Below are 21258 nucleotides of genomic sequence, written 5' to 3'. Positions count from 1 at the left end.
GTGACAGCCTTGTCGAAGGGATACTGGAAGTCTAGGTGGCTTTTTTGCGCGGTGTTGCCTGTCTGTCTGTAGGAGCGAGCTTGCTCGCGATGGTCGTCAACGATGATGTTGGAAGACTGACACCCCGAGGTGTTCTCGGGTGCATCGCGAGCGAGCTCGCTCCTACACAGGGTATTGCGGGTTTACGGCAATTCGCGGCAAGCGTAGAACGCGCTCAGCACCTTGACCAGGTGCGCCAGGTCATGGCTGCCGCACAGTTCGCGGATCGAGTGCATGGCGAACGTCGGCAGGCCGATGTCCACGGTGCGCACACCCAGGTGGCTGGCGGTGATCGGGCCGATGGTCGAACCGCAGCCCATGTCGCTGCGCACCACGAAGCTTTGCACCGGCACTTCTTCAGCCATGCACAGGTGACGGAAGAACCCGGCGGTTTCGCTGTTGGTGGCGTAGCGCTGGTTGCTGTTGACCTTGATCACCGGGCCGGCGTTGAGTTTCGGGCCGTGGTTGGCATCGTGTTTGTCGGCGTAGTTCGGGTGCACGCCGTGGGCGTTGTCGGCCGAAACCAGCAGGGATTTCTGAATGGTGCGCACGAACTCATCGCCTTCGGGCAGCAGGCGACGCAAGGTTTGCTCGAGCATCGGGCCGTCGGCGCCGCAGGCCGAGCAGGACCCCACTTCTTCGTGATCGTTGCACACCAGCACGCAGGTTTCGTCGGTGTCGGCCGTCAACAGTGCTTGCAGGCCGGCGTAGCACGACAGCAGGTTGTCCAGGCGCGCGCCGGCGATGAAGTCGCCATGCAAGCCAATGACCGCAGCGCTTTGGGTGTCGTAGAAGCTCAGCTCGTAATCGAGCACCACGTCCGCATTCAGGCCGTGCTCGCGGGCGAGTTGGTCGGTGAGCACCGCGCGGAAGTCCACGCGTTCGTCACCGGCAAATTGCGCGAGGATCGGTGGCAGTTCGGTCTGGGCGTTGATGGCCCAACCCATGTTGGCTTCGCGGTTGAGGTGAATCGCCAGGTTCGGAATGATCGCGACCGGAGCCTTGAAGTCGATCAACTGGCTCTCGACCTTGCCATCACGACGGAAGGTTACGCGGCCCGCCAGCGACAGGTCACGGTCGAACCACGGCGCCAGCAGCGCACCGCCATAGACTTCGACGCCCAATTGCCAGAAGCCCTGGCGTTGCAGTTCCGGCTGCGGCTTGACCCGCAGGCACGGGCTGTCGGTATGGGCACCGACCAGGCGAATGCCGCCGTGCAGCGGAGAGTGGCGGCCCATCTTGATCGCGACAATCGAAGAGTCGTTGCGGGTGACGTAGTAGCGGCCGTTGGCTTCGGTATTCCACGGCTCGCGCTCGTCGAGGCGTTGATAGCCCGCCGCTTCCAGGCGTTTTACAAGGCTGGCGGTGGCATGGAACGGGGTAGGGGAGGCCTTGAGGAAATCGATCAGGCCTTGGTTCAACTCTTCGCGCATAAAGTAGCTCCAGACAGCAATGGCGCCAGTTTAACGTATTGGTCAGAGAATTGGCGGTGTGGGAGCGAGCTTGCTCGCGATGGTCGTCAACGATAACGCGGGAAACCTGGCGCCCCGCGGTGTTCTTGGGATCATCGCGAGCTAGCTCGCTCCTACAGGGGAGTGCGTTGCGTTTAGAACGGTGCCGGGCACTCGAAGCGCAGGCGTTCGCCGGTCTGGGGATGGGTGAACGTGAGCATGCTCGCGTGCAGGCACAGGCGCGGCCAGGCCGCCAGTGCCTGCTCGTGGGCATACAGCCCGTCGCCCAGCAGCGGGTGGCCGATCGAGAGCATGTGCACGCGCAACTGGTGGGAGCGGCCGGTGATCGGTGTGAGTTCCACGCGGCACCAGTCGCCACAACGTTCCAGTACTCGCCAGAACGTCAGCGCATGTTTGCCGAATTCGTGATCGACCACGTGCCGTGGCTTGGTCGGCGGGTCGTAGCGCAGGGGCAGGTCGATGCTGCCACTGTCCAGTTCCGGCTGACCCCAGCACAGTGCGGTGTAGGCCTTTTCGGTTTCGCGGTCGTGAAATTGCCGAGAGAGTTCGCGATGGGTGTCCGGATCGCGGGCCAGCAGGATGATGCCGGAGGTTTCCCAGTCCAGCCGATGGACGATTCGCGCTTCCGGGTAGCCGTTTTCCTGCAGGCGGGTGATCAGGCAGTCCTTGTTGTCGTCGGCCCGGCCAGGGACGGAGAGCAACAGGGTCGGTTTGTTCACCACCAGTACGGCGGCGTCCTGATGGATGATGTGGACGTTGGACAACGGCATTAAAACAGCCTCGTAACAAACGCCAACGGCGGTTCAGGCCCCCCGCAGTCGCGCGTGGGGCCTGAACCGCCGTGGCTCCAGCCGAATCGACTCAGCGATCAGGCAGGGTGATATTGAGTTCCAGAATCGAGCAGCTGCCCTGGCTTTCCAGTGCGACATGCACGTCATCGGACCCGATGTTGACGTACTTGCGGATCACCTCGACCAGTTCCTTCTGCAAGGCCGGCAGGTAGTCCGGGGTGCTGCGTTGGCCGCGTTCGTGCGCCACGATGATCTGTAGACGCTCTTTCGCTACCGACGCGGTGCTTTGCTTTTTGTTGGCACGAAAGAAGTCAAAAAGGTTCATTGCTTAGTTGCCTCCAAACAGGCGCTCGAAGAATCCCTTCTTCTGTACATCGAGGAATCGATGATCCACGGTCTTGCCCAGCAGGCGGTCAACGGTATCGCTGTAGGCCTGGCCGGCATCGCTCTGGTCGTCGAGAATCACCGGAACGCCCTGGTTGGATGCCTTGAGCACCGCCTGGGATTCAGGGATCACGCCGAGCAGGGTCACCGAAAGGATTTCCTTGACGTCTTCTACGCCGAGCATTTCGCCTTTGCTCACACGCTCCGGGTGGTAACGGGTAATCAGCAGGTGTTCCTTGATCGGGTCTTCGCCGCGTTCGGCACGACGGGACTTGCTGGCCAGCAGGCCGAGCATGCGGTCCGAATCTCGTACCGAGGAGACTTCCGGGTTGGTCACGACGATCGCTTCATCGGCGAAGTACATGGCCAGGTGGGCGCCTTTCTCGATACCCGCCGGGGAGTCGCAGACCACGAACTCAAAGTCTTCCTTGAGTTGCATCAGGACTTTTTCCACGCCTTCGACGGTCAGCGCGTCTTTGTCGCGGGTCTGGCTGGCGGCCAGCACGTAGAGGTTTTCCAGGCGCTTGTCTTTGATCAGGGCCTGTTGCAGGTTGGCTTCGCCGTTGACCACGTTGACGAAGTCATACACCACGCGGCGCTCGCAACCCATGATCAGGTCGAGGTTACGCAAGCCCACGTCGAAGTCGACGATAACTGTTTTGTGGCCGCGCAGAGCGAGGCCGGTACCGATAGCGGCGCTGGTGGTGGTCTTACCCACACCACCCTTGCCGGATGTAACCACGAGAATCTTGGCCAAGGTGTTTCACCCCTAAGGAAAAAGGACTTTCCAGCCCCTGAAAAACATCTCCTGAAAAACTACTGCAGTCGGACAGCCTTGGCTGGAATCCGGTTTTGAGCGGCATTTACCCCCGGTAAACACTGCTTTCGGCCTTTTTCCTACTTCGTTTGAGCCGTTTTCGCTACGTTTTAGAGATGCTTGAAAATGCGGCAGTATCCGTTAAAGCCGAATGATGTTCAACACGTCGCCGGACAGGCTGACCTGCACACCCGACCCCCATAGAGGGTCGCGGCGCAGATCTTCGGAAACCTTGTAATGCCCGGCGATGGAAATCAGTTCAGCACTCATTTGCTGACAGAAAATCCGCGCCTTGGTGTCGCCCTTGACGCCGGCCAGCACACGACCGCGCATCGGGCCGTATACATGGATGTTGCCATCGGCGAGAAGTTCCGCCCCGGGGCTGACCGAGGAAATCACCACCAGGTCGCTGCCCTGGGCATAAATCTGCTGGCCACCACGTACTGGCGAGGTGATGATTTTCGTCGGCTTGATGGTGGGCTCGGGTGGTTTTTCCGGTTTTTTCTTCGGTTCGCCTTCGCTCAGGTCCAGTGCACGCTCGCGGGCACCGGACGGTGGCAGCACCGGCAGATCGACCGCGATGGCGGCGGCAATGTCTTCGATACGGCTGGCGCGGATCGCCAGGGTCCGCAGGCCATGCTGGCGGCAGACGCGCATCAGCCCTGGCAGATCGACAGCGCCTTCGTTGGCCGGGAGCTTGTCCAGGGCCAGTACCAGCGGCGCATTGCTGAAGAAGTTGGGCGCCTGGGCGACCTTGGCGGCCAGTTGCCGATCAAGGCTTTCGAGGTCGTTACGGGCCAGTTCCAGCACCGTAATGGCCAGCATACTGCCCTTCAACTGGAACACGGGATCTTGGTCTAGCGGTTCGGTTTGGCTCATGGTCGGCATACAACGACTTGTCACTAAAAGTGCCGAGACTTATAACGAGAACGCCCGCAGGCCGCAAGCCGGGTCGAACGATGTAGAATGCGCGGCCATTGTCATTCCGGAAGCATTAATGGACCGCCCGCGTTTTCGAAAAGCATTTCTATCTCCACGTTTCTGGCCGCTGTGGTGTGGCTTGGGGCTGCTGTGGCTGATCGTCCAGTTGCCGTATCCGGCACTGCTGTGGATCGGTCGCGCACTGGGCGCATTGATGTATCGCGTGGCCGGCGACAGACGGCGCATTGCCAAGCGCAATCTGGAACTGTGTTTTCCTGAAAAAGCCGCCGCCGAACGCAAACGCCTGCTCAAGGAAAACTTCGCGTCCACCGGCATCGCCTTTTTCGAGATGGCGATGAGCTGGTGGTGGTCGCGCAAGCGCCTGGCAAATCTGGCTCACATTGAAGGGCTGGAATATCTGCAGCAGGCTCAGCGCGAAGGCAAGGGCGTGATCCTGATGGCGCTGCATTTCACCACCCTGGAAATCGGTGCGGCGCTGCTTGGCCAAAAGCACACCATCGACGGCATGTACCGCGAGCACAAGAACCCCTTGTTCGACTACATCCAGCGCCAGGGCCGCGAGCGGCACAACCTCGACTCGCTGGCAGTGGAGCGCGAAGACGTGCGGGGCATGCTCAAGTTGCTGCGCTCGGGCCGCGCGATCTGGTATGCGCCGGATCAGGACTACGGCGCCAAGCAAAGCATCTTCGTGCCGCTGTTCGGCATTCAGGCCGCGACCGTCACCGCCACCAGCAAGTTTGCACGGCTGGGCAAGGCGCTGGTGGTGCCGTTCACCCAGGAGCGTCTGGCGGACGGCAGCGGTTATCGCCTGGTGATCCATGCGCCGCTCGAGGGCTTCCCTGGCGAAACCGAAGAAGCCGACTGCCTGCGCATCAACCAGTGGATCGAAGGCGTGCTGCGCGAGCGTCCCGAGCAATACCTGTGGGCCCACCGCCGCTTCAAGAGCCGTCCACCGGGCGAGCCGAAGCTGTACGCCAAACGCGGTTGAACCACGATCCCCTGTAGGAGCGAGCCTGCTCGCGATGGTGGTCAACGATAACGCGGGGCACCTGACACCCAGCGGCGTTATCACGACCATCGCGAGCAGGCTCGCTCCTGCAGGGGAATGGAAAATCCCATCAAGCACCATGGAGAGTTGTGCATGAGTCCAGGCGAACCGGTTACAGGGTTGATTCTTTCCGGCGGCGGGGCTCGGGCGGCCTATCAGGTCGGGGTGCTGGCGGCGATTGCCGAGTTGCTGCCGCCGGGGGCGAGCAATCCGTTTCCGGTGATCGTCGGTACCTCGGCAGGCGCGATCAACGCAGTCAGTCTCGCCAGCGGGGCCATGGACTTTCGTAATGCCATCGAGCGCCTGACGGCCTTCTGGCAGGGTTTTCGCAGTCATCTGGTATTGCGCAGCGACTGGCCCGGGGTGATTCGCCAGGCCAGCCGCTTTGTCGGCCACAGCTTGCTCGGCATCGGCAGACACATGCCTGTGGCGCTGCTCAACAGCTCTCCCCTGCGCCATCTGCTCAACGACAAGCTGCATATGGGCGGCATTGCCGAAGCGATCGCACAGAAGCAATTGCACGCGGTGGCGGTCACGGCGTTCGGCTATGAGTCTGGCCAGGCCGTCACCTTCTATCAGGGCGGCGGCAAGATCGATGCCTGGTTGCGCCATCGACGCATCGGTATTCCCACCCAGCTGTCCGTCGAACACCTGCTCGCCAGTTCGGCCATTCCACTGCTGTTCGCCCCGGTGAAAATCGGCGAAGAATATTTTGGTGACGGCGCGGTGCGTCAGTCGGCGCCGATCAGTCCGGCGTTGCACCTGGGCGCCAGTCGGGTGCTGGTGGTGGGCGTCAGTGGCAACCCGCGTGGCTTCGATCCGGAGCAGCCACTGCAACGCGCCTACACCGGGCAGCAACCCACCCTGGCGCAGATTGGCGGGCACATGCTCAACAGTACGTTCATTGACAGCCTGGAAAGTGACATCGAGTTGTTGCAGCGTCTGAATCAGTTCAGTCACCTGATGCCCGACGGTACCCCGGTCCGCGCCTTGGGCGTGGCACCGGTGGACGTGCTGGTGATTTCACCGAGCCAGCCAATCGATGAGATTGCCGCGCGACATCGCCAGGAGTTGCCACCCGCATTGCGCCTGTTCCTGCGCGGGCCGGGCGCGACCAAGACCAGCGGGGCAGGGGTGCTGAGTTATCTGCTGTTCGAGGCGGGGTATTGCAGCGAGTTGATCGAACTGGGGCGGCGGGATGCGTTGGCCAAGCGCGGGGAGTTGTGCCGGTTTCTGGGGATCGCCGAGGCGGTGGTTTCGGCTTGAGACTTGCGGTGAGGCTATCTCTTGTAGGAGCGAGCTTGCTCGCGATGGACGAAAGGACGCCGCGGGGCATCAGGACCCCAGCGTTATCGTTCACGACCATCGCGAGCGGGCTCGCTCCTACAGGAGGTTTTCAGATCAGAAGTGGAACTTCACCAAGAGGCTCGTGTTGTTCTGATTGGTGGTGAACGCGCTGGAATCGTCGATCCCGTACTTGTTCGACCAGTAGTCGTACTCGATACCGACGTACAGCTGCTTCGCACCGAAATTCAACGCCTTGCCCAGGTCGTATTTGACCTGTGGGTTGAAGTGCAGGTTGGCGTGGTATTCGCCTTTGCTGTTGACGTCGTTGTCGACGACCCAGTCCATGTAGCCGTCGATCAGGATGCTCGAGTCGCCGACCGGGATGGTGTAGGACCAGACCGGAGTGATCTGCCAGACGTTGTCGCCCGGACGGTCGCCCTCGGTGTGACGGTTGTAGAAGTTCAGCTGGAAGTAGTCGAAACCAGGGATCGCCAGGTCGAAGCCCGGGCCGATCAGGTACGACTCGGTGTCACCCTCGCCGAACTCGTAGGTCATTGCCAGCAGCACGTCTTTGATCGGGCCGAATTCGATCTTCTGATCGAGCACCTTGCCCAGGGAGATGCGTGGCTGGAACTCGCCGTAGTAGCTATTCGGACCGTTGTTGAAGTCCTTTTCACCGTTGTAGAAGATCTTGTCGACGAAGAAGAAGTTATCGCCGTACTTCCACGCATCGGCGTGTTCAAAGGTCACGGTTTGCTGGATGTGCGGGTTGACCTTGAAGTCTTTACCGTAAAGGTAGGTCAGGCTGTTGTTCTGCCACTGCAGCAAATCGCCGGCCATGGCCTGGCCACCGGCTAGCATCGATCCCGCCAGCATCAGGCTGGTGCACGTACGTTTCATTCGGTTGCTCCCAAAAAGTAGGTGGTTCCACGTTATTTTTTTAAGGTCGGCGCTCTGGTGTGGCGCCTGTTTCCGTAGCGGTAAAAAATTATCCAATCGGTCAGCTTTAGTGCGGTTGACAAGAGCTGGGCCAAGGTTTTCAAAAAGCAAAAAAACTCCCGCTCGACGGCTCAAGAACAGTCGATTGAGAGGGGTTTTGGAGTGCCTTGGTGCCTGCCAGCGCCGGGATAAGTTGGCCTGCTGGTCAGGTTTTACATCCGGGCTTTTTTTTAAACCGGATTCGGGCGGCCGCGGAGAATACTGACTCCTCGGCCAGGTCTCAAGTGCTCCGCAACGGCGCACCGACGACAGGTTTGGGGCGCGGTTGCGGGGCAGCATCAGAAATGCACCTTCACCAGCAGGCTGGTGGTGTTTTCATTGGTGTCGAAACGGGAGCTGTTTTCGATGCCGTACTTGTCTTTCCAGTAGCTGTACTCGACGCCGGCGTACACCTGTTTCTCCCGCCAGCCCAGGGCCTTGCCCAGGTCGTACTTGATCTGCGGGTTGAAGTGCAGGTTGGCGTGATAAGTGCCGTGTGAGTTCTGGTCGTTATCCACCACCCAGTCGATGTAGCCGTCGATCAACAGGTTCGAGTTGCCCAATGGCAGGGTGTAGGACCAGGCCGGTGTGATCTGCCAGACATCGTCGCCGGGACGCGAGCCTTCGGTCTGACGGTAATAGAAGTTCAAGGTGAAAAAATTGAAGCCCGGTACCGCGAGGTCGAAACCAGGGCCGATCAGGTAGGCCTCGGTGTCGTCCTCGCCGTTCTCGTAGGTCATGGCCAGCAACACGTCCTTGACCGGACCGAATTCGAAACGGCGGTCGAGGATCTTGCCGAAGGAGAGGCGTGGGCTGAACTCGCCGTAATAGGCGTGAACGCCTTTGTTCCGGTCTTTCTCGCCGTTGTAGTAAGTGCTGTCGATGAACATGAAGTTGTCGCCGTACTTCCAACGGTCGGCATGTTCGAAAGTGATCGTCTGCTGGATGTGCGGGTTGACCACGAAATCCTTGCCGTACAGATAGCTCAGGCTGTTGGTCTGCCACAGCAGCAAATCGCCGGCCATGGCCTGACTCGCGGCCAGCAGGCCACCACACAACAGTACGTTGGTTTGTGTCCGAATCATCTGTTGCTCCCTCTTGTTTTTATTTTTCTGTGGCGCAGGCAACCCCAAACCCTGTAGGAGCGAGCTCGCTCGCGATGGTCGTCAACGATTACGCGTGTTGTCTGAATACCCGTGGTGCTCTCGGGTCCATCGCGAGCGAGCTCGCTCCTACAAGGGGGGCGTGTATTTACCTGTCAGTGGGCGTGGCAGTCGTTGGCGGCCGCGCGTTCGGCGCCGCCAAGGATGTTGAACAGCAGGTTCAGCGTCAGTGCGCTGAGGGTGGCCATGGCGATGCCGCTGTGGGTGATCGGGCTCATCCATACGGGCAGGTGGGCGAAAAACTCCGGGCGTACCACCGGGATCAGACCCATGCCGATGCTCACCGCCACCAGCAACTGGTTGCGACGGTCACCGATGTCGGCTTCCTGGAGAATCTTGATCCCGGTGGCGGCGACCATGCCGAACATCGCGATCGCTGCGCCACCCAGTACTGCCGGAGGAATCGAGGCCACCAGGAACGCGGCCTTGGGCAGCAGGCTCAGCACGATCAGCAACCCGCCGGCAACGATGGTCACCGAACGGCAACGCACGCCGGTCATCTGCACCAGGCCGATGTTCTGGGCGAAGGAGGAGTGGGTGAAGGTGTTGAAGAACCCGGCGAAGAACGAAGCGCCGGCATCGCACAGCAAGCCGCGACGCAGCATCCGTGGGCAGACTTCCTGGCCGGTGATCTTGCCCAGCGCCAGGAACATCCCGGTGGACTCGACGAAGATGATCACTACCACCAGGCACATCGAGAGGATCGGTGCCAGTTCGAATTTCGGCATGCCGAAGTGCAACGGGGTGACGAATTGCAGCCACGGCGCCTGGGCCATGCCACTGAGGTCGACCATGCCGATCAGGCCGCAGAGCACGTAGCCCAGGCACATGCCGATCAGCACGGAAATATTGACCCAGAAACCGCGCATGAAACGGTGCACCAGCAATATGGTGCCCAGCACCAGCGCGGCAATGGTCAGGTAGATGGGGGAGCCGAATTGCGCAGCCTGCGCGCCGCCACCGGCCCAGTTCACGGCCACGGGGAACAGCGACAAACCGATCGAAGTGATGACCGTACCGGTCACCAGTGGCGGGAAAAAGCGTACGACCTTGGACATGAACGGGGCGATGAGCATGCCGAAGAACCCGGCGGCGATGGTGGCGCCGAAGATGCCCTGCAGGCCGACTCCGGGCATGCCGGCCATGGCGACCATGCTGCCGACGGCGGCGAAACTGGCGCCCATCATCACTGGCATGCGAATGCCCATGGGGCCGATGCCGAGGGACTGGACGATGGTGGCAATACCGGCCACCAGCAGGTCGGCGTTGATCAGGAAGGCGATTTCTTCACGACTCAGGCCAGCGGCCTGTCCGATGATCAGCGGCACTGCGATGGCTCCGCCGTACATCAGCAGAACGTGTTGCAGGCCAACCAGGATCAGTTGCAAAAGGGGCAAACGCTGAATGGCGGGTGCGTCGGGGATGCGCGCTTCGGATAGCTCGGACATGCAACACCTCGGATCTTTTTTATTCTTGTGTTTTTTTTGCATCAGGTTGACCGCGGCGCGGCCGTTCGCGAGCAGGCTCGCTCCCACAGGTTTTGCATTGTCTGTGTGGGAGCGAGCCTGCTCGCGAAGCTTTCTACTTAGTTGGTCGGAGCACCCTGCACAATCCAGGCACCGATCAGGTCACGTTCCTGCTGGGTCATCTGCGTGATGTTGCCCAGTGGCATGATCTGACTGGTGACGGCTTGCGCCTGGATGCGCGCCGCGTTCTGGCGAATCTGCTCGGGGGTATCGAACATAACGCCGGCAGGCGCCGCACTGAACAGCGGGCTGGTCGGCTTGGCCGAATGGCAAACCGCGCAACGTTCCTGGATCACGCTGTGCACTTTGTCAAAGGCCGGGCCGGCGTTGGATGCCTGCGCCGGTGCAGCTGCAGGCGCTTCGGCAGGTTTGGCTTCAGCAGGTTTCAAACCACCACCCACGGCTGTTTCCGGCAGCGGCTGGTATTCGATCTTCGCTGGCGCCTTGGCCACTTCCGGGCTGTTCAACGGCGCAGGGCCGGTGACGTAAGCCAGGCTGATCATGCCGACGGCTGCCACAGGCAGGGTCCAGGCAAACTTGTGGCTGTCGTGACGGGTGTTGAAGTAGTGACGCACCAACACCGCCAGTACCGCGATCCCGGCCAGGATCAACCAGTTGTACTGGCTGCCGTAGGTGCTCGGGAAGTGGTTGCTGATCATGATGAACAGCACTGGCAAGGTGAAGTAGTTGTTGTGACGCGAACGCAGCAGGCCTTTGGCCGGCAGCGCCGGGTCCGGCGTGCGGTTCTCGGCGATCGCCGCGACCAGTGCGCGCTGCGCCGGCATGATGATGCGGAACACGTTGCCGACCATGATGGTGCCGATGATCGCGCCGACGTGCAGGTACGCACCCCGACCGCTGAACACTTTGCTGAAGCCGTAGGCCGCGCCGATGATCAGTACGAACAGGATGAAACCCAGCAGGGCAGGGCGTTTGCCCAGGGCCGAGTCGCACAGGAAGGAGTAGACGAACCAGCCGATGAACAGCGAGCCGATACCGATGGCCACGCCTTCGGGACCGCTCAGGGTGCTGCCCGGAGCCAGCAGGTAGAGCGTCGGGTTAGAGTAGAACACCACGCACAGCAGCGCGATACCCGACATCCAGGTGAAGTAGGCTTCCCATTTGAACCAGTGCAGGTTGTCCGGCATGGTCGGTGGAGCCAGTTTGTATTTTTCCAGGTGGTAGATACCGCCACCGTGGATTGCCCACAAATCGCCCGCCAGACCGCTTTTCGGGTTGACCCGATTGAGGTTGTTTTCCAGCCAGACGAAATAGAACGACGCACCGATCCAGGCCACGCCAGTAATCATGTGAACCCAGCGCACGCTCAGGTTCAGCCATTCCAACAGATGTGCTTCCACAGTCTTTACCTCTCGCCCGTCACTCTGTTGTCGAGTGATCGGACCTTCTCTTATTGGTGGGGGGCGAGGATCAAACGCTCATCCTCTTTGAAAAAATGCTCATCGCAGTTATTGCCTGTGCCACTGCGATCAACCACCAGGAAGTCATCCCGCTTTTCGATCGTCAGCACCGGGTGGTGCCAGACGCCGCGATGGTAATTGATGCCCTGCCTGCCGTTGGTGACGAAGGCGCGGACCAAGCCTGATACAGGTACATCGCCAAGTGGCGCGACCACGATCAGAAAGGGGTTGCCGAGCAGCGGAATGAAAGCCTGGCTGCCCAGCGGATGACGCTCCAGCATGCTGACGGTCAGCGGCATGTCCTGCGCGTCGGCGCGGAAAATGCTGATGATCGCCTTGTCCTCTGGCGTGGCGGTTTCCACCGACGCCAGTTTGTGGAAGCGCATGGTCGAACCGTTGTTGATCATGAAGTGATCGCTGCCGTCGGTTTCGATCACGTCACCGAAAGGGGCGAAGGCTTCTTTGGTCAGCGGTTCAATCGTCAGTGTGCGCATGCTGGTCTTCTTTTCGTTGAGTTCTGTGTTGTTGGTTCTGCCGCCTTCGCGAGCAAGCCCGCTCCCACATTCGACCGCATTCCCCTGTGGGAGCGGGCTTGCTCGCGAAGGGCGCGCCGCTTATTTGGCGACCTTGCCCAAAACGCGCAGGCGGCTCACACCACCATCCGGGAACACGTTCAGGCGGATGTGGGTGATCGGGCCCAGTGCCTTGATCTGCTCGGCGAAGGTGTGTTCGGCGTGCATTTCCAGCTTCTGGCTTGGCAGCAGTTCGCGCCAGAACAGCGACTGGGTTTCGATCTGGCTGTCGGTACCGCCCTTCACGAACGCGCCCTGGATCGAGCAGCTGTCCGGGTAGTTGCCCTTGAAGTGCAGGGTGTCGACGACGACTTTCTCGACTTCACCGGCATGGCCCAGCGCGACGATCACCCAGTCATTGCCCGGGGTACGACGACGTGCGGTTTCCCAACCGTCGCCCATGTTGATGCCACGGCCCGGGTTGAGGATGTTGCTCATGCGGCCGAAGTGTTCGTCGGAGCAGGCGAGGGCGCGGCCGCCGTTGAGGGCTGCAGCCAGGTCGACTTGCTCGTTGTCGCCGATGGCCGACCAGTCGCGGAACGGCACGCCGTACACGCGCAGACGGGCCACGCCGCCATCCGGGTAGATGTTGAAGCGCAGGTGGCTGAAGGCCTGGTCGTTGCTGATTTCGTGGTAGTGGTGGCTGTTACCTTGCAGCTCGACGGCCGACAGCACTTCAGTCCACTGGGTGTTTTCGTCCGGCTCGCCCGAGGCCAGGAAGCAGGCTTCCAGGGAGGCCGACGGCGGGAAGTTGCCGGTGAAGAATGAAGTGTCGATGTCGACGCCCTTGATCGAACCGGGCACGCCCAGGCGAATCACTGCGCTGTCGAAGCCTTCGAAGCGCTTGCGACGCGATTCCCAGCCGTCCATCCACTTGCCGTTGTCATCGAACACGCCCTCCTTCCATACGGCCGGGGTCGGTTGGAACAGACGGTTGGCGTCTGCGAACCAGTCATCGGTGACCGAGATGATTTTGGTGCCCAGGCGGGCATCGGCCAGGTTGACGAACTTCTCGAAAGGTACGGCGTAAGCTTTCATTCTTCTTGTCTGCCTTTAAATAAGTGGCTTGGGATGCTCTCGGGGCCCTGGGCGTGTTCGGCGTTCTTGAGCGCGCTCGGGCCAGGATCGCTATAGGGTCAGTAATCGGAACAGGGCGATCTTGTTGATCTGCGCCAGCGCGCACTTGAACTCGGTGTCGACCGGGTTGTGGATGCGCGTTTCGAACGCTGCGAGGATCTGATGCCGGTTGCTGCCTTTTACCGCCATGATGAAGGGAAACTTGAACTTGGCCTTGTAGGCGTCGTTCAGCTCGGTGAAGCGAGAAAACTCTTCGGCCGTGCATTGGTGAATACCGGCGCCAGCCTGTTCATGGGTGCTGGCTTCGGTCAACTGGCCCTGGACGGCGGCTTTACCGGCCAGGTCCGGGTGAGCGTTGATCAGGGCCAGCTGGCTGGCGTGATCGGCGCTCAACAGGATGTCGCTCATGCGCTGGTGCAGGGTTTCGATCTCGTCGATCGAAGCGTCCTGGCCCAGGTCGAAGGCCTTCTCGGCCACCCATGGCGAATGTTCGTAGATGTCGGCGAAAGCGGCGACGAAAGCATCGCGGCTCAGGGTCGAGGGTTTGACGGTTTGAAAGGTGCTCATTTGGCAGCCCCTTGGTACGGGTGGGTTTCTTGCCAGTGGCGCGCGATGTCGACGCGACGGCTGAACCACACCTGTTCATGACTTTTAGCGTATTCGATAAAGCGCTTGAGCGAAGCCAGGCGCGCCGGACGGCCGATCAGGCGGCAGTGCAGACCGATCGACAGCATCTTTGGTGCTTCGGCGCCCTCGGCGTAGAGCACGTCGAACGCATCCTTGAGGTATTCGAAGAAGTCGTCGCCCTTGTTGAAGCCCTGGACTTGGGTGAAGCGCATGTCGTTGGTGTCCAGGGTGTACGGGATCACCAGGTGCGGCTTGCCGGTCGGGTTGTTCGGTTCCCAGTAGGGCAGGTCGTCGTCGTAGGTGTCGCTGTCGTAGAGGAAACCGCCTTCTTCCATCACCAGGCGACGGGTGTTCGGGCCGGTGCGGCCGGTGTACCAGCCCAGCGGGCGTTCACCGGTGATTTCGGTGAGGACGCGGATCGCTTCGAGCATGTGCTCGCGTTCCTGGGCCTCATCCATGTATTGGTAGTCGATCCAGCGATAGCCGTGGCTGCAGATCTCGTGGCCGGCATCGACCATGGCGCGGATCACGTCCGGGTGACGCTGGGCGGCCATGGCCACGGCGAAGATGGTCAGCGGAATGTCGAATTCCTTGAACAGCTTGAGGATCCGCCATACGCCGGCACGGCTGCCATACTCGTAAAGGGATTCCATGCTCATGTTGCGCGCGCCTTGCAGCGGTTGGGCAGAAACCATTTCCGAGAGGAACGCTTCGGACTCTTTGTCGCCGTGCAGGATGTTGCGCTCGCCACCTTCTTCGTAATTGAGTACGAACGACAGGGCAATGCGGGCATTGCCCGGCCAGTGTGGGTGCGGAGGGTTACTGCCGTAACCGACCAGTTCGCGTGGGTAGTCAGCGCTCACTGCGGGCTTCCTTCTTGTTCGATGATGACGGTGGGTGCGACGCAGCTGAAAATGGGTGGCAGGCTTGCGTCACAGCGATGGGCTGATTGTATACAACTTTATATTCACTTTGTAAGCCTGAATTTTCGCATTTTTCACCGACTGTCACCTTTTACTGCGATTGGCGTGCGTCTGCAAGAAATCTGCCTGATCGGTCAGTAATTTGGCGAGAGGGGCATAGGCTGTGCGGTTTGGCCGGAAATCGATGGCAAATTCGCTGGTGGCGGGGATTAAGCGAAAAATGTCGTTTTTATTGTGTACAATTTTTTTGAAAAGTGTCTTAATCAATCGCTCGCCGCAGCTTTTCGTGTTCCGAATCGGTGCGGTCTCCTTTTCAACTGACTTCGGGAGGCGCGAAGTCTGACTGCTCCATGCAGGCAGGCGCGCAGAATCAATGGGACGTTTGACTACACACGTTTTGGACGCAGCACACGGTTGCCCGGGCAGCTCGATCAAGGTCGAGTTGTACCGCGTTGAAGGTTCGCAGCTGGAATTGGTCGCCACTGCAGTCACCAACAGCGATGGCCGTGTCGATGCACCGCTGCTGCAAGGCGATGACTACCGCACCGGGGTCTATCAGGTTCAGTTTCATGCCGGCGATTACTACCGCGCCCGTGGCGTCAAGCTGCCGGAACCTGCCTTCCTGGATGTCGTGGTACTGCGTTTCGGCATCTCCGCCGAGCAGGATCACTACCATGTGCCGCTGCTGATTTCGCCTTACAGCTATTCGACATACCGCGGCAGCTGATCCCCCAAGCAGCTGCTGCACCCTGGAAGCGACTGCGCATATAGCTTCTTTGGTCTTTCGCCCGCTCACACTGCGGGCTTTTTTTCGTCTGTAGGAACAGCCGGTCGACGCTCGATTGCTCGCGATGGAGGTCCAGACAACGCGGTAATTCATATTGCACGCGTTATCGTTGACGACCATCGCGAGCAAGCTCGCTCCTACAGTTGTTAGCGGCTCAGCAGGGACGCAGCACCCGCACCACTGAACAACCCGGCACTGATCCGGTTGAACCAGCTCTGGCCCTTGCCGCTGCGCAGATACCGCGCCGCGCCATGGGCGCCGAGGCCATAGGCCAATTTGCACAGCAGGTCGAGGAGGGTCCAGGTCGCAATCATCACCAACAGTTGCGGCAGGAACGGCTGTTCGGCACTCAGGAACTGCGGCAGGAAGGCGGCGAAGAACAGAATGTCTTTCGGGTTGCTCGCGCCCAACATGAACGCACGCCCGAACAGTGCACGAAAGCGTGGCACCGCGGCTGCCTGTGGCACTTCGGCGCCGTGGGACGGCTGGCGCGACTGCTGCCAGCTCTGCCAGGCGAGGTAGAAGAGGTAAAGCGCGCCAAGGATCTTCAGGGCACTGAACAACTGTTCCGAGGCCAGCAACAACGCACCCAGGCCCAACGCTGAAGCGCTCAACAGGCAGATCGAGGCCGATACGCCGCCAAGAAAGGCCGGGTAAGAGCGGCGCAGGCCGTAATTCAGACTGTTGCTGATCATCAGCAACGACAGCGGCCCCGGGATCAGGATCACTATCAGCGCAGCGCCGCTGAACAGCAGCCAGGTTTCCAGACTCATCACTTTCCTCCATTTGCACAAAAGCCCCACCCGACGGGGTGAGGCTGTTTTCAAGCCTGTACGGCGTGTGGGTTTACAAGAAGATGAACTTGGCGATGAAGATCGCGCAGAGCACCCACAGGCTGGCCGAGATTTCCTTGTACTTGCCGGTGCCGGCCTTCAGCGCCACGTAGGTGATGAAGCCCAGCGCGATACCGTCGGCGACCGAGAAGGTCAGGGGCATCATGATTGCAGTGACGATCGCCGGAATGCTGTCGGTCGCTTCGTCCCATTCGATGTGGGCCATGCCGCCCATCATCAGCATTGCCACATAAATCAGAGCGCCAGCGGTGGCATAGGCGGGAATCATGCCAGCCAGTGGTGCGAAAAACATTGCTGCAATAAATAGCACACCGACGGTGACTGCGGTAAGACCAGTCCGACCACCAGCGGCCACACCGGCAGCACTTTCCACATAGCTTGTCACCGGTGGAACACCCACCACTGCGCCGAATACGCTGGAAGCACTGTCGGCTTTCATGGCGCGGGAAAGGTTTTCGATCCGGCCGTCAGCACCCACCAGGTTGGCGCGCTGGGCAACCCCCATCAAGGTGCCGGCGGTGTCGAACATGTGCACGAAAAGGAACGCCAGGACCACGCTGATCATGCTGACGTTGAACACGCCGGCGACGTTCATGGCCATGAAGGTCGGAGCCAGGCTCGGCGGGGCCGACATGATGCCCTCGTAGTGCACCAGCCCAAGACCCCAGCCAGCGAGGGTCACGGTGATGATGCTGATGAGGATCGCGCCGAACACCTTGTGGTAGCTGAGGATGGCGATCATCAGGAAGCACACGGCGGCGAGCAGCGGGCCGGGTTCGCGCAGGGAGCCGAGCTTGATCAGCGTGGCCGGGCTATCAACGACGATACCCGCGGTTTTCAGGCCGATCAGCCCCAGGAACAGCCCCACGCCGGCGCCCATGGCGAAGCGCAGGCTGACCGGGATGCTGTTGAGCAACCATTCACGGATCCGCGAGAAGGTCAGGATCATGAACAACACACCGGAAACGAACACCGCACCGAGGGCGGTTTCCCAGTTGTAGCCCATGGTGCCGACCACGGTGTAGGTGAAGAAGGCGTTCAGGCCCATGCCCGGTGCCAGGCCGACCGGCCAGTTGGCGTACAGGCCCATCAACAGGCAGCCGAGTGCGGCGGCGATGCAGGTGGCGACGAACGCGGCACCGTGATCGATCCCGGCGTCCGCCATGATGTTGGGGTTGACGAAAATGATGTAAGCCATCGTGATGAAGGTTGTCAGACCGGCAATCAGCTCGGTCTTCACCGTGGTGCCATGCAAGCTGAGTTTAAAGATGCGCTCCAGCCAGCCATTGCGTAAAGGCGGCGAGAGATCCAGCGTCGATGCTTCGGATTTGCGGCTTTCCACAGCGAGTACTCCTCAAGAGTTTTATTTTTATTTCCAGGGCCGGACCCATGAGGGTGGCAGCGGCCCTTTGAGGTACTTGCGAATTTGTTGACCGCTTGGTCAGGAACTCGCACGAAGTGGATTATGCTTTTGTATACAAAGAAAGCAAATAATGTTTTTGATTTTGTCGACGATTTTTTTGCAGAAGGGGATATATCGTCTATTCGGACGCCTTCGCGAGCAGGCTCGCTCCCACAGAGAAATGCGCTCAACTGTGGGAGCGAGCCTGCTCGCGAAGGTTTTGAGGTATCAGATTTTTTGTTGGTTCTCGCCTAGTGCCAGGTTCACCGCCAACCAGCCATTCACCGCCGTCTCCCCAGCCTCGGCGAACACCCGCTCCAGCAATTTCACCTGCTCATGGCGCAATGACTGTTCGAAACGGGCGCCGTCCTCGGTCAGCTCCAGCAGTCGCTTACGCTTGTCTGACGCGGAAGCGACGCTGTCCACCAGATGCATTTCCACCAACTGACGCAACGGCATGTTCAGTGCCTGCTTGCTCACCCCGAGCAATGCCAGCAGCTCCTTGACGCTCAGGTTCGGATAGCGGGCGATGAAAAACACGATGCGTTGATGCACCCGACTCAGGCCGCGACGTTCGAGCATTTCATCGGCCTTGGCGGTGAAGGCCTGGTAGCCGAAGAAAAACGCTTCCATGGCCTGTTGTTGGGAAAGTGGGCTTTTAAGGTCAAGCATATTGACGTATCCATTCGATCAGGCGTAATTTCGGTCAACAAGTTTGACTCATTTCCCTCATGCCTTGCTACCGGTGATCCCATGGCTTTTTCCGAACGTGTCTCGCGCCTTAAAAGTTCCTTGATCCGTGAAATCCTCGCCGCGGCCCAGCGCCCGCAGATGATGTCGTTTGCCGGAGGCCTGCCAGCCGAAGCGGTGTTGCCGAAGGTCGAATGGGCCGAGATGCCGTTGTCTATCGGCCAGTACGGCATGAGCGAAGGGGAACCGGCGCTGCGCGAAGCGTTGGCCGGCGAAGCGCGAGCGTTGGGTGTGCCGTGCGAGGCCAGCCAGGTGCTGGTGGTCAGCGGCTCACAGCAAACGCTCGATCTGGCGGCCAAGCTGTACATCGACAAAGGCACGCGGATCCTGCTCGAAGCGCCGACCTATCTTGCGGCGTTGCAGATCTTCCAGCTGTTTGGCGCCGATTGCCTGACCGTGCCACTGCAGGCTGATGGTCCAGATCTGGTGCAACTGCGTGCGCAACTGGAGCAACACCGCCCGGCATTCATTTACCTGATTCCAACGTTCCAGAACCCGTCAGCGGTGCGCTACAGCGAAGCCAGGCGCGATGCGGTGGCGGCGTTGCTGGATGAATTCGGCGTGACGCTGATTGAAGACGAGCCTTACCGCGAACTGACCTTCGACGGCGGCAGCGCCACGCCGATTGTCAGTCGCTTGAAAAAAGCCAGCTGGATCTACACCGGCACCGTGTCGAAAACCCTGCTGCCGGGGTTGCGCGTCGGCTTTCTGATCGCTAGCCCCGACCTGTTTCCCCACCTGTTGAAGCTCAAGCAATCGGCGGACCTGCATACCAATCGGGTTGGTCAGTGGCAGGCACTGCAATGGATCGGCAGCGAAAAGTACCGGCAACACCGCAGTGAGTTGCGCGACTTTTACCGTGGGCGTCGGGATGCGTTTCAGGCAGCACTGATCACGCATTTCTCCGATCTGGCGGACTGGAACGTGCCGCAGGGCGGGCTGTTTTTCTGGCTGAAACTCAAGCAGCCGCAGGACACCCGCACCTTGCTCGACGCCGCGCTGGCCAATGACGTGGCGTTCATGCCGGGCGAACCGTTCTTCCCCGAGCCGGATGAGCATCCGGGGTATCTGCGGTTGAACTTCAGCCACATCGATCCGGCACGGCTGGATGAGGGGCTCAAGCGGTTGGCGGCGGTGGTGCGTGCGGCCCAGGCTGTAAAGGCAGCCTAGAAACAAATAAACCGGCCAATGGGCCGGTTTATTTTTGTCTGAAGTTTGCGGTGCCTGTGCCGGCCTCTTCGCGAGCAAGCCCGCTCCCACAGTTGATCGCATTCCCCCTGTGGGAGCGGGCTTGCTCGCGAAAGCGTCCGTCAGAGCACTACATAACCATCAGGCTGCAGCGAAACGCTTATCCAGATAATCAATGATCACCTTGGACTCATACATCCAGGTGGTCTGGCCATTTTCTTCGATACGCAGGCACGGCACCTTGATCTTGCCGCCTTGCTCCAGCAGGGTCTGGCGATCCTGTTCGTTGTTCTTCGCATCGCGAAGGGCCACCGGCACATTCAGGCGGCGCAGGGTGCGGCGGGTCTTCACGCAGAACGGGCAGGCGTGGAATTGATACAGGGTCAGGCCCTTGGCGGCGGATTCGACCTGGGCCTGAGCGGCGGCAGGGCGCTTTTTCTTGCTCGGGCGCGTGATGAAGTCGATGAAGATGATCAGTTGGCCAAGGCCGACACGAAGCGCTTTTACGAACACGTTGAAAGCCTCACGGTGCAAATGAATAAGGGCGCGCAGCTTACCTGATTTTTTGCGGGCGAAAAAAAACCGGCGATGAACGCCGGTTTTCTTCGTGCCGCGAATTACTTGATGAGGCTGAGGAATTCGCTGCGGGTGGCTGCATTTTCGCGGAACTCACCGAGCATCACCGAGGTGATCATCGACGAATTCTGCTTTTCCACACCGCGCATCATCATGCACATGTGCTTGGCCTCGATCACCACTGCAACGCCCAGGGCGCCGGTGACTTGCTGGACCGCATCGGCGATCTGGCGGCTGAGGTTTTCCTGGATCTGCAGGCGACGGGCGTACATGTCGACGATGCGCGCCACCTTCGACAGGCCCAGGACCTTGCCGCTCGGGATGTAGGCGACGTGAGCCTTGCCGATGAACGGCAGCAGGTGGTGTTCGCACAACGAGTACAACTCGATGTCCTTGACCAGCACCATTTCGCTGTTGTCGGAGCTGAACAGGGCACCGTTGGTGACCTCTTCGAGTGTCTGTTCATAGCCGCGGCAGAGGTACTGCATGGCTTTGGCGGCACGCTTGGGCGTGTCGAGCAGGCCCTCGCGGGAGACGTCCTCGCCCAGTTGGCCAAGGATCGCGGTGTAATTCTGTTCCAGGGACATGAAACTACCTGTGGGATTTTACGCAAAGGGCAAGGGTACGGTGGCGG

22 protein-coding genes are annotated in these 21258 nt (G+C 60.2%); 4 read left to right on the top strand and 18 right to left on the bottom strand.

All coding sequences use genetic code 11. The features are described 5' to 3' along the window. Nucleotides 1–182: 182 nt before the first annotated feature. The 5 genes from ACLD1X_RS16450 to minC all read right to left on the bottom strand — a co-directional run bounded on the left by ACLD1X_RS16450 (nt 183) and on the right by minC (nt 4382). On the bottom strand, nt 183–1472 hold the full coding sequence (locus ACLD1X_RS16450) for a M18 family aminopeptidase (protein ID WP_429369366.1): 1290 nt from the start codon (nt 1470–1472) through the stop codon (nt 183–185). 173 nt (nt 1473–1645) lie between these two features. Next, the gene (locus ACLD1X_RS16445; protein ID WP_008017695.1) at nt 1646–2281 is read right to left on the bottom strand and encodes an RluA family pseudouridine synthase; all 636 of its coding nucleotides are present in this window, start codon (nt 2279–2281) and stop codon (nt 1646–1648) included. Nucleotides 2282–2372: 91 nt separating this feature from the next. After that, entirely contained in the window at nt 2373–2627 is a 255-nt protein-coding gene (gene minE / locus ACLD1X_RS16440) for a cell division topological specificity factor MinE (protein ID WP_007974947.1), read from the bottom strand. A gap of 3 nt (nt 2628–2630) precedes the next feature. Then, a complete protein-coding gene (gene minD, locus ACLD1X_RS16435; RefSeq protein ID WP_007974946.1) occupies nt 2631–3443 on the bottom strand; it encodes a septum site-determining protein MinD in 813 nt (270 codons plus the stop codon). A gap of 201 nt (nt 3444–3644) precedes the next feature. Then, complete coding sequence (gene minC, locus ACLD1X_RS16430) at nt 3645–4382, bottom strand: septum site-determining protein MinC (protein ID WP_429369363.1); 738 nt, start codon at nt 4380–4382, stop codon at nt 3645–3647. A gap of 118 nt (nt 4383–4500) precedes the next feature. On the opposite strand from minC, the gene ACLD1X_RS16425 reads away from it, so the two are divergent. Together ACLD1X_RS16425 and ACLD1X_RS16420 are read left to right on the top strand one after the other, a co-directional pair. Beyond that, nucleotides 4501–5433, top strand: a complete 933-nt coding sequence (locus ACLD1X_RS16425) for a lipid A biosynthesis lauroyl acyltransferase (protein WP_429369361.1) — start codon at nt 4501–4503, stop codon at nt 5431–5433. A gap of 153 nt (nt 5434–5586) precedes the next feature. Next, complete coding sequence (locus ACLD1X_RS16420) at nt 5587–6759, top strand: patatin-like phospholipase family protein (protein WP_429369359.1); 1173 nt, start codon at nt 5587–5589, stop codon at nt 6757–6759. Between the two features lie 135 nt (nt 6760–6894). Here ACLD1X_RS16420 and ACLD1X_RS16415 read toward each other — a convergent pair whose 3' ends face one another. The 8 genes from ACLD1X_RS16415 to puuE form a co-directional block, all read right to left on the bottom strand. After that, nucleotides 6895–7680: an outer membrane protein OmpK gene (locus tag ACLD1X_RS16415; protein WP_429369357.1), complete on the bottom strand. Its 786-nt coding sequence runs from the start codon at nt 7678–7680 to the stop codon at nt 6895–6897. Between the two features lie 377 nt (nt 7681–8057). Next, nucleotides 8058–8843, bottom strand: coding sequence for an outer membrane protein OmpK (locus ACLD1X_RS16410; protein WP_429369355.1), 786 nt, complete (start codon nt 8841–8843; stop codon nt 8058–8060). Between the two features lie 173 nt (nt 8844–9016). Continuing rightward, entirely contained in the window at nt 9017–10369 is a 1353-nt protein-coding gene (locus ACLD1X_RS16405) for a nucleobase:cation symporter-2 family protein (RefSeq protein ID WP_429369353.1), read from the bottom strand. Between the two features lie 137 nt (nt 10370–10506). Then, a complete protein-coding gene (locus ACLD1X_RS16400; protein ID WP_429369351.1) occupies nt 10507–11808 on the bottom strand; it encodes a urate hydroxylase PuuD in 1302 nt (433 codons plus the stop codon). A gap of 50 nt (nt 11809–11858) precedes the next feature. After that, on the bottom strand, nt 11859–12362 hold the full coding sequence (locus ACLD1X_RS16395) for an ureidoglycolate lyase (RefSeq protein ID WP_175392019.1): 504 nt from the start codon (nt 12360–12362) through the stop codon (nt 11859–11861). Nucleotides 12363–12482: 120 nt separating this feature from the next. After that, nucleotides 12483–13478 (bottom strand): allantoicase, encoded by a 996-nt coding sequence (gene alc, locus ACLD1X_RS16390; RefSeq protein WP_429369349.1) that lies wholly within the window; start codon nt 13476–13478, stop codon nt 12483–12485. Between the two features lie 90 nt (nt 13479–13568). Further along, entirely contained in the window at nt 13569–14084 is a 516-nt protein-coding gene (uraD, locus tag ACLD1X_RS16385) for a 2-oxo-4-hydroxy-4-carboxy-5-ureidoimidazoline decarboxylase (RefSeq protein WP_429369347.1), read from the bottom strand. After that, the gene (gene puuE, locus ACLD1X_RS16380) at nt 14081–15007 is read right to left on the bottom strand and encodes an allantoinase PuuE (RefSeq protein ID WP_429369345.1); all 927 of its coding nucleotides are present in this window, start codon (nt 15005–15007) and stop codon (nt 14081–14083) included. Before puuE ends, uraD begins: the two co-directional genes overlap by 4 nt. 433 nt (nt 15008–15440) lie before the next feature. On the opposite strand from puuE, the gene uraH reads away from it, so the two are divergent. Continuing rightward, nucleotides 15441–15794, top strand: a complete 354-nt coding sequence (uraH, locus tag ACLD1X_RS16375) for a hydroxyisourate hydrolase (protein ID WP_008017679.1) — start codon at nt 15441–15443, stop codon at nt 15792–15794. A gap of 206 nt (nt 15795–16000) precedes the next feature. On the opposite strand, the gene ACLD1X_RS16370 is transcribed toward uraH, so the two are convergent. The 3 genes from ACLD1X_RS16370 to ACLD1X_RS16360 all read right to left on the bottom strand — a co-directional run bounded on the left by ACLD1X_RS16370 (nt 16001) and on the right by ACLD1X_RS16360 (nt 18782). Further along, nucleotides 16001–16627, bottom strand: a complete 627-nt coding sequence (locus tag ACLD1X_RS16370) for a LysE family translocator (protein ID WP_429369343.1) — start codon at nt 16625–16627, stop codon at nt 16001–16003. A 73-nt stretch (nt 16628–16700) separates the two neighbouring features. After that, complete coding sequence (locus ACLD1X_RS16365) at nt 16701–18050, bottom strand: NCS2 family permease (protein WP_429369341.1); 1350 nt, start codon at nt 18048–18050, stop codon at nt 16701–16703. A 288-nt stretch (nt 18051–18338) separates the two neighbouring features. Next, entirely contained in the window at nt 18339–18782 is a 444-nt protein-coding gene (locus tag ACLD1X_RS16360; protein ID WP_429369339.1) for a MarR family winged helix-turn-helix transcriptional regulator, read from the bottom strand. Nucleotides 18783–18863: 81 nt separating this feature from the next. Between ACLD1X_RS16360 and ACLD1X_RS16355 the strand changes: the two genes are divergently transcribed. Continuing rightward, nucleotides 18864–20030, top strand: coding sequence for a PLP-dependent aminotransferase family protein (locus tag ACLD1X_RS16355; protein ID WP_429369337.1), 1167 nt, complete (start codon nt 18864–18866; stop codon nt 20028–20030). 159 nt (nt 20031–20189) lie between these two features. On the opposite strand, the gene ACLD1X_RS16350 is transcribed toward ACLD1X_RS16355, so the two are convergent. Continuing rightward, entirely contained in the window at nt 20190–20561 is a 372-nt protein-coding gene (locus tag ACLD1X_RS16350) for a glutathione S-transferase N-terminal domain-containing protein (RefSeq protein ID WP_150724597.1), read from the bottom strand. A gap of 104 nt (nt 20562–20665) precedes the next feature. Next, nucleotides 20666–21211, bottom strand: coding sequence for a GTP cyclohydrolase I FolE (gene folE, locus ACLD1X_RS16345; protein WP_003204506.1), 546 nt, complete (start codon nt 21209–21211; stop codon nt 20666–20668). Nucleotides 21212–21258: the final 47 nt, after the last annotated feature.

The organism is Pseudomonas sp. 18173 (genome assembly GCF_050432945.1).
Taxonomy (GTDB): domain Bacteria; phylum Pseudomonadota; class Gammaproteobacteria; order Pseudomonadales; family Pseudomonadaceae; genus Aquipseudomonas.
This window is presented reverse-complemented; position numbering and strand designations above follow the sequence as displayed.

Coding starts and splice junctions, on each gene's coding strand:
- ACLD1X_RS16355 (WP_429369337.1), top strand. CDS start 18,864: ATGGCTTTTTCCGAACGTGTCTCGCGCCTTAAAAGTTCCTTGATCCGT.
- ACLD1X_RS16370 (WP_429369343.1), bottom strand. CDS start 16,627: ATGAGTCTGGAAACCTGGCTGCTGTTCAGCGGCGCTGCGCTGATAGTG.
- ACLD1X_RS16425 (WP_429369361.1), top strand. CDS start 4,501: ATGGACCGCCCGCGTTTTCGAAAAGCATTTCTATCTCCACGTTTCTGG.
- uraH (WP_008017679.1), top strand. CDS start 15,441: ATGGGACGTTTGACTACACACGTTTTGGACGCAGCACACGGTTGCCCG.
- ACLD1X_RS16360 (WP_429369339.1), bottom strand. CDS start 18,782: ATGCTTGACCTTAAAAGCCCACTTTCCCAACAACAGGCCATGGAAGCG.
- ACLD1X_RS16450 (WP_429369366.1), bottom strand. CDS start 1,472: ATGCGCGAAGAGTTGAACCAAGGCCTGATCGATTTCCTCAAGGCCTCC.
- ACLD1X_RS16410 (WP_429369355.1), bottom strand. CDS start 8,843: ATGATTCGGACACAAACCAACGTACTGTTGTGTGGTGGCCTGCTGGCC.
- ACLD1X_RS16415 (WP_429369357.1), bottom strand. CDS start 7,680: ATGAAACGTACGTGCACCAGCCTGATGCTGGCGGGATCGATGCTAGCC.
- uraD (WP_429369347.1), bottom strand. CDS start 14,084: ATGAGCACCTTTCAAACCGTCAAACCCTCGACCCTGAGCCGCGATGCT.
- folE (WP_003204506.1), bottom strand. CDS start 21,211: ATGTCCCTGGAACAGAATTACACCGCGATCCTTGGCCAACTGGGCGAG.
- ACLD1X_RS16405 (WP_429369353.1), bottom strand. CDS start 10,369: ATGTCCGAGCTATCCGAAGCGCGCATCCCCGACGCACCCGCCATTCAG.
- minC (WP_429369363.1), bottom strand. CDS start 4,382: ATGAGCCAAACCGAACCGCTAGACCAAGATCCCGTGTTCCAGTTGAAG.
- alc (WP_429369349.1), bottom strand. CDS start 13,478: ATGAAAGCTTACGCCGTACCTTTCGAGAAGTTCGTCAACCTGGCCGAT.
- minE (WP_007974947.1), bottom strand. CDS start 2,627: ATGAACCTTTTTGACTTCTTTCGTGCCAACAAAAAGCAAAGCACCGCG.
- ACLD1X_RS16445 (WP_008017695.1), bottom strand. CDS start 2,281: ATGCCGTTGTCCAACGTCCACATCATCCATCAGGACGCCGCCGTACTG.
- ACLD1X_RS16395 (WP_175392019.1), bottom strand. CDS start 12,362: ATGCGCACACTGACGATTGAACCGCTGACCAAAGAAGCCTTCGCCCCT.
- ACLD1X_RS16420 (WP_429369359.1), top strand. CDS start 5,587: ATGAGTCCAGGCGAACCGGTTACAGGGTTGATTCTTTCCGGCGGCGGG.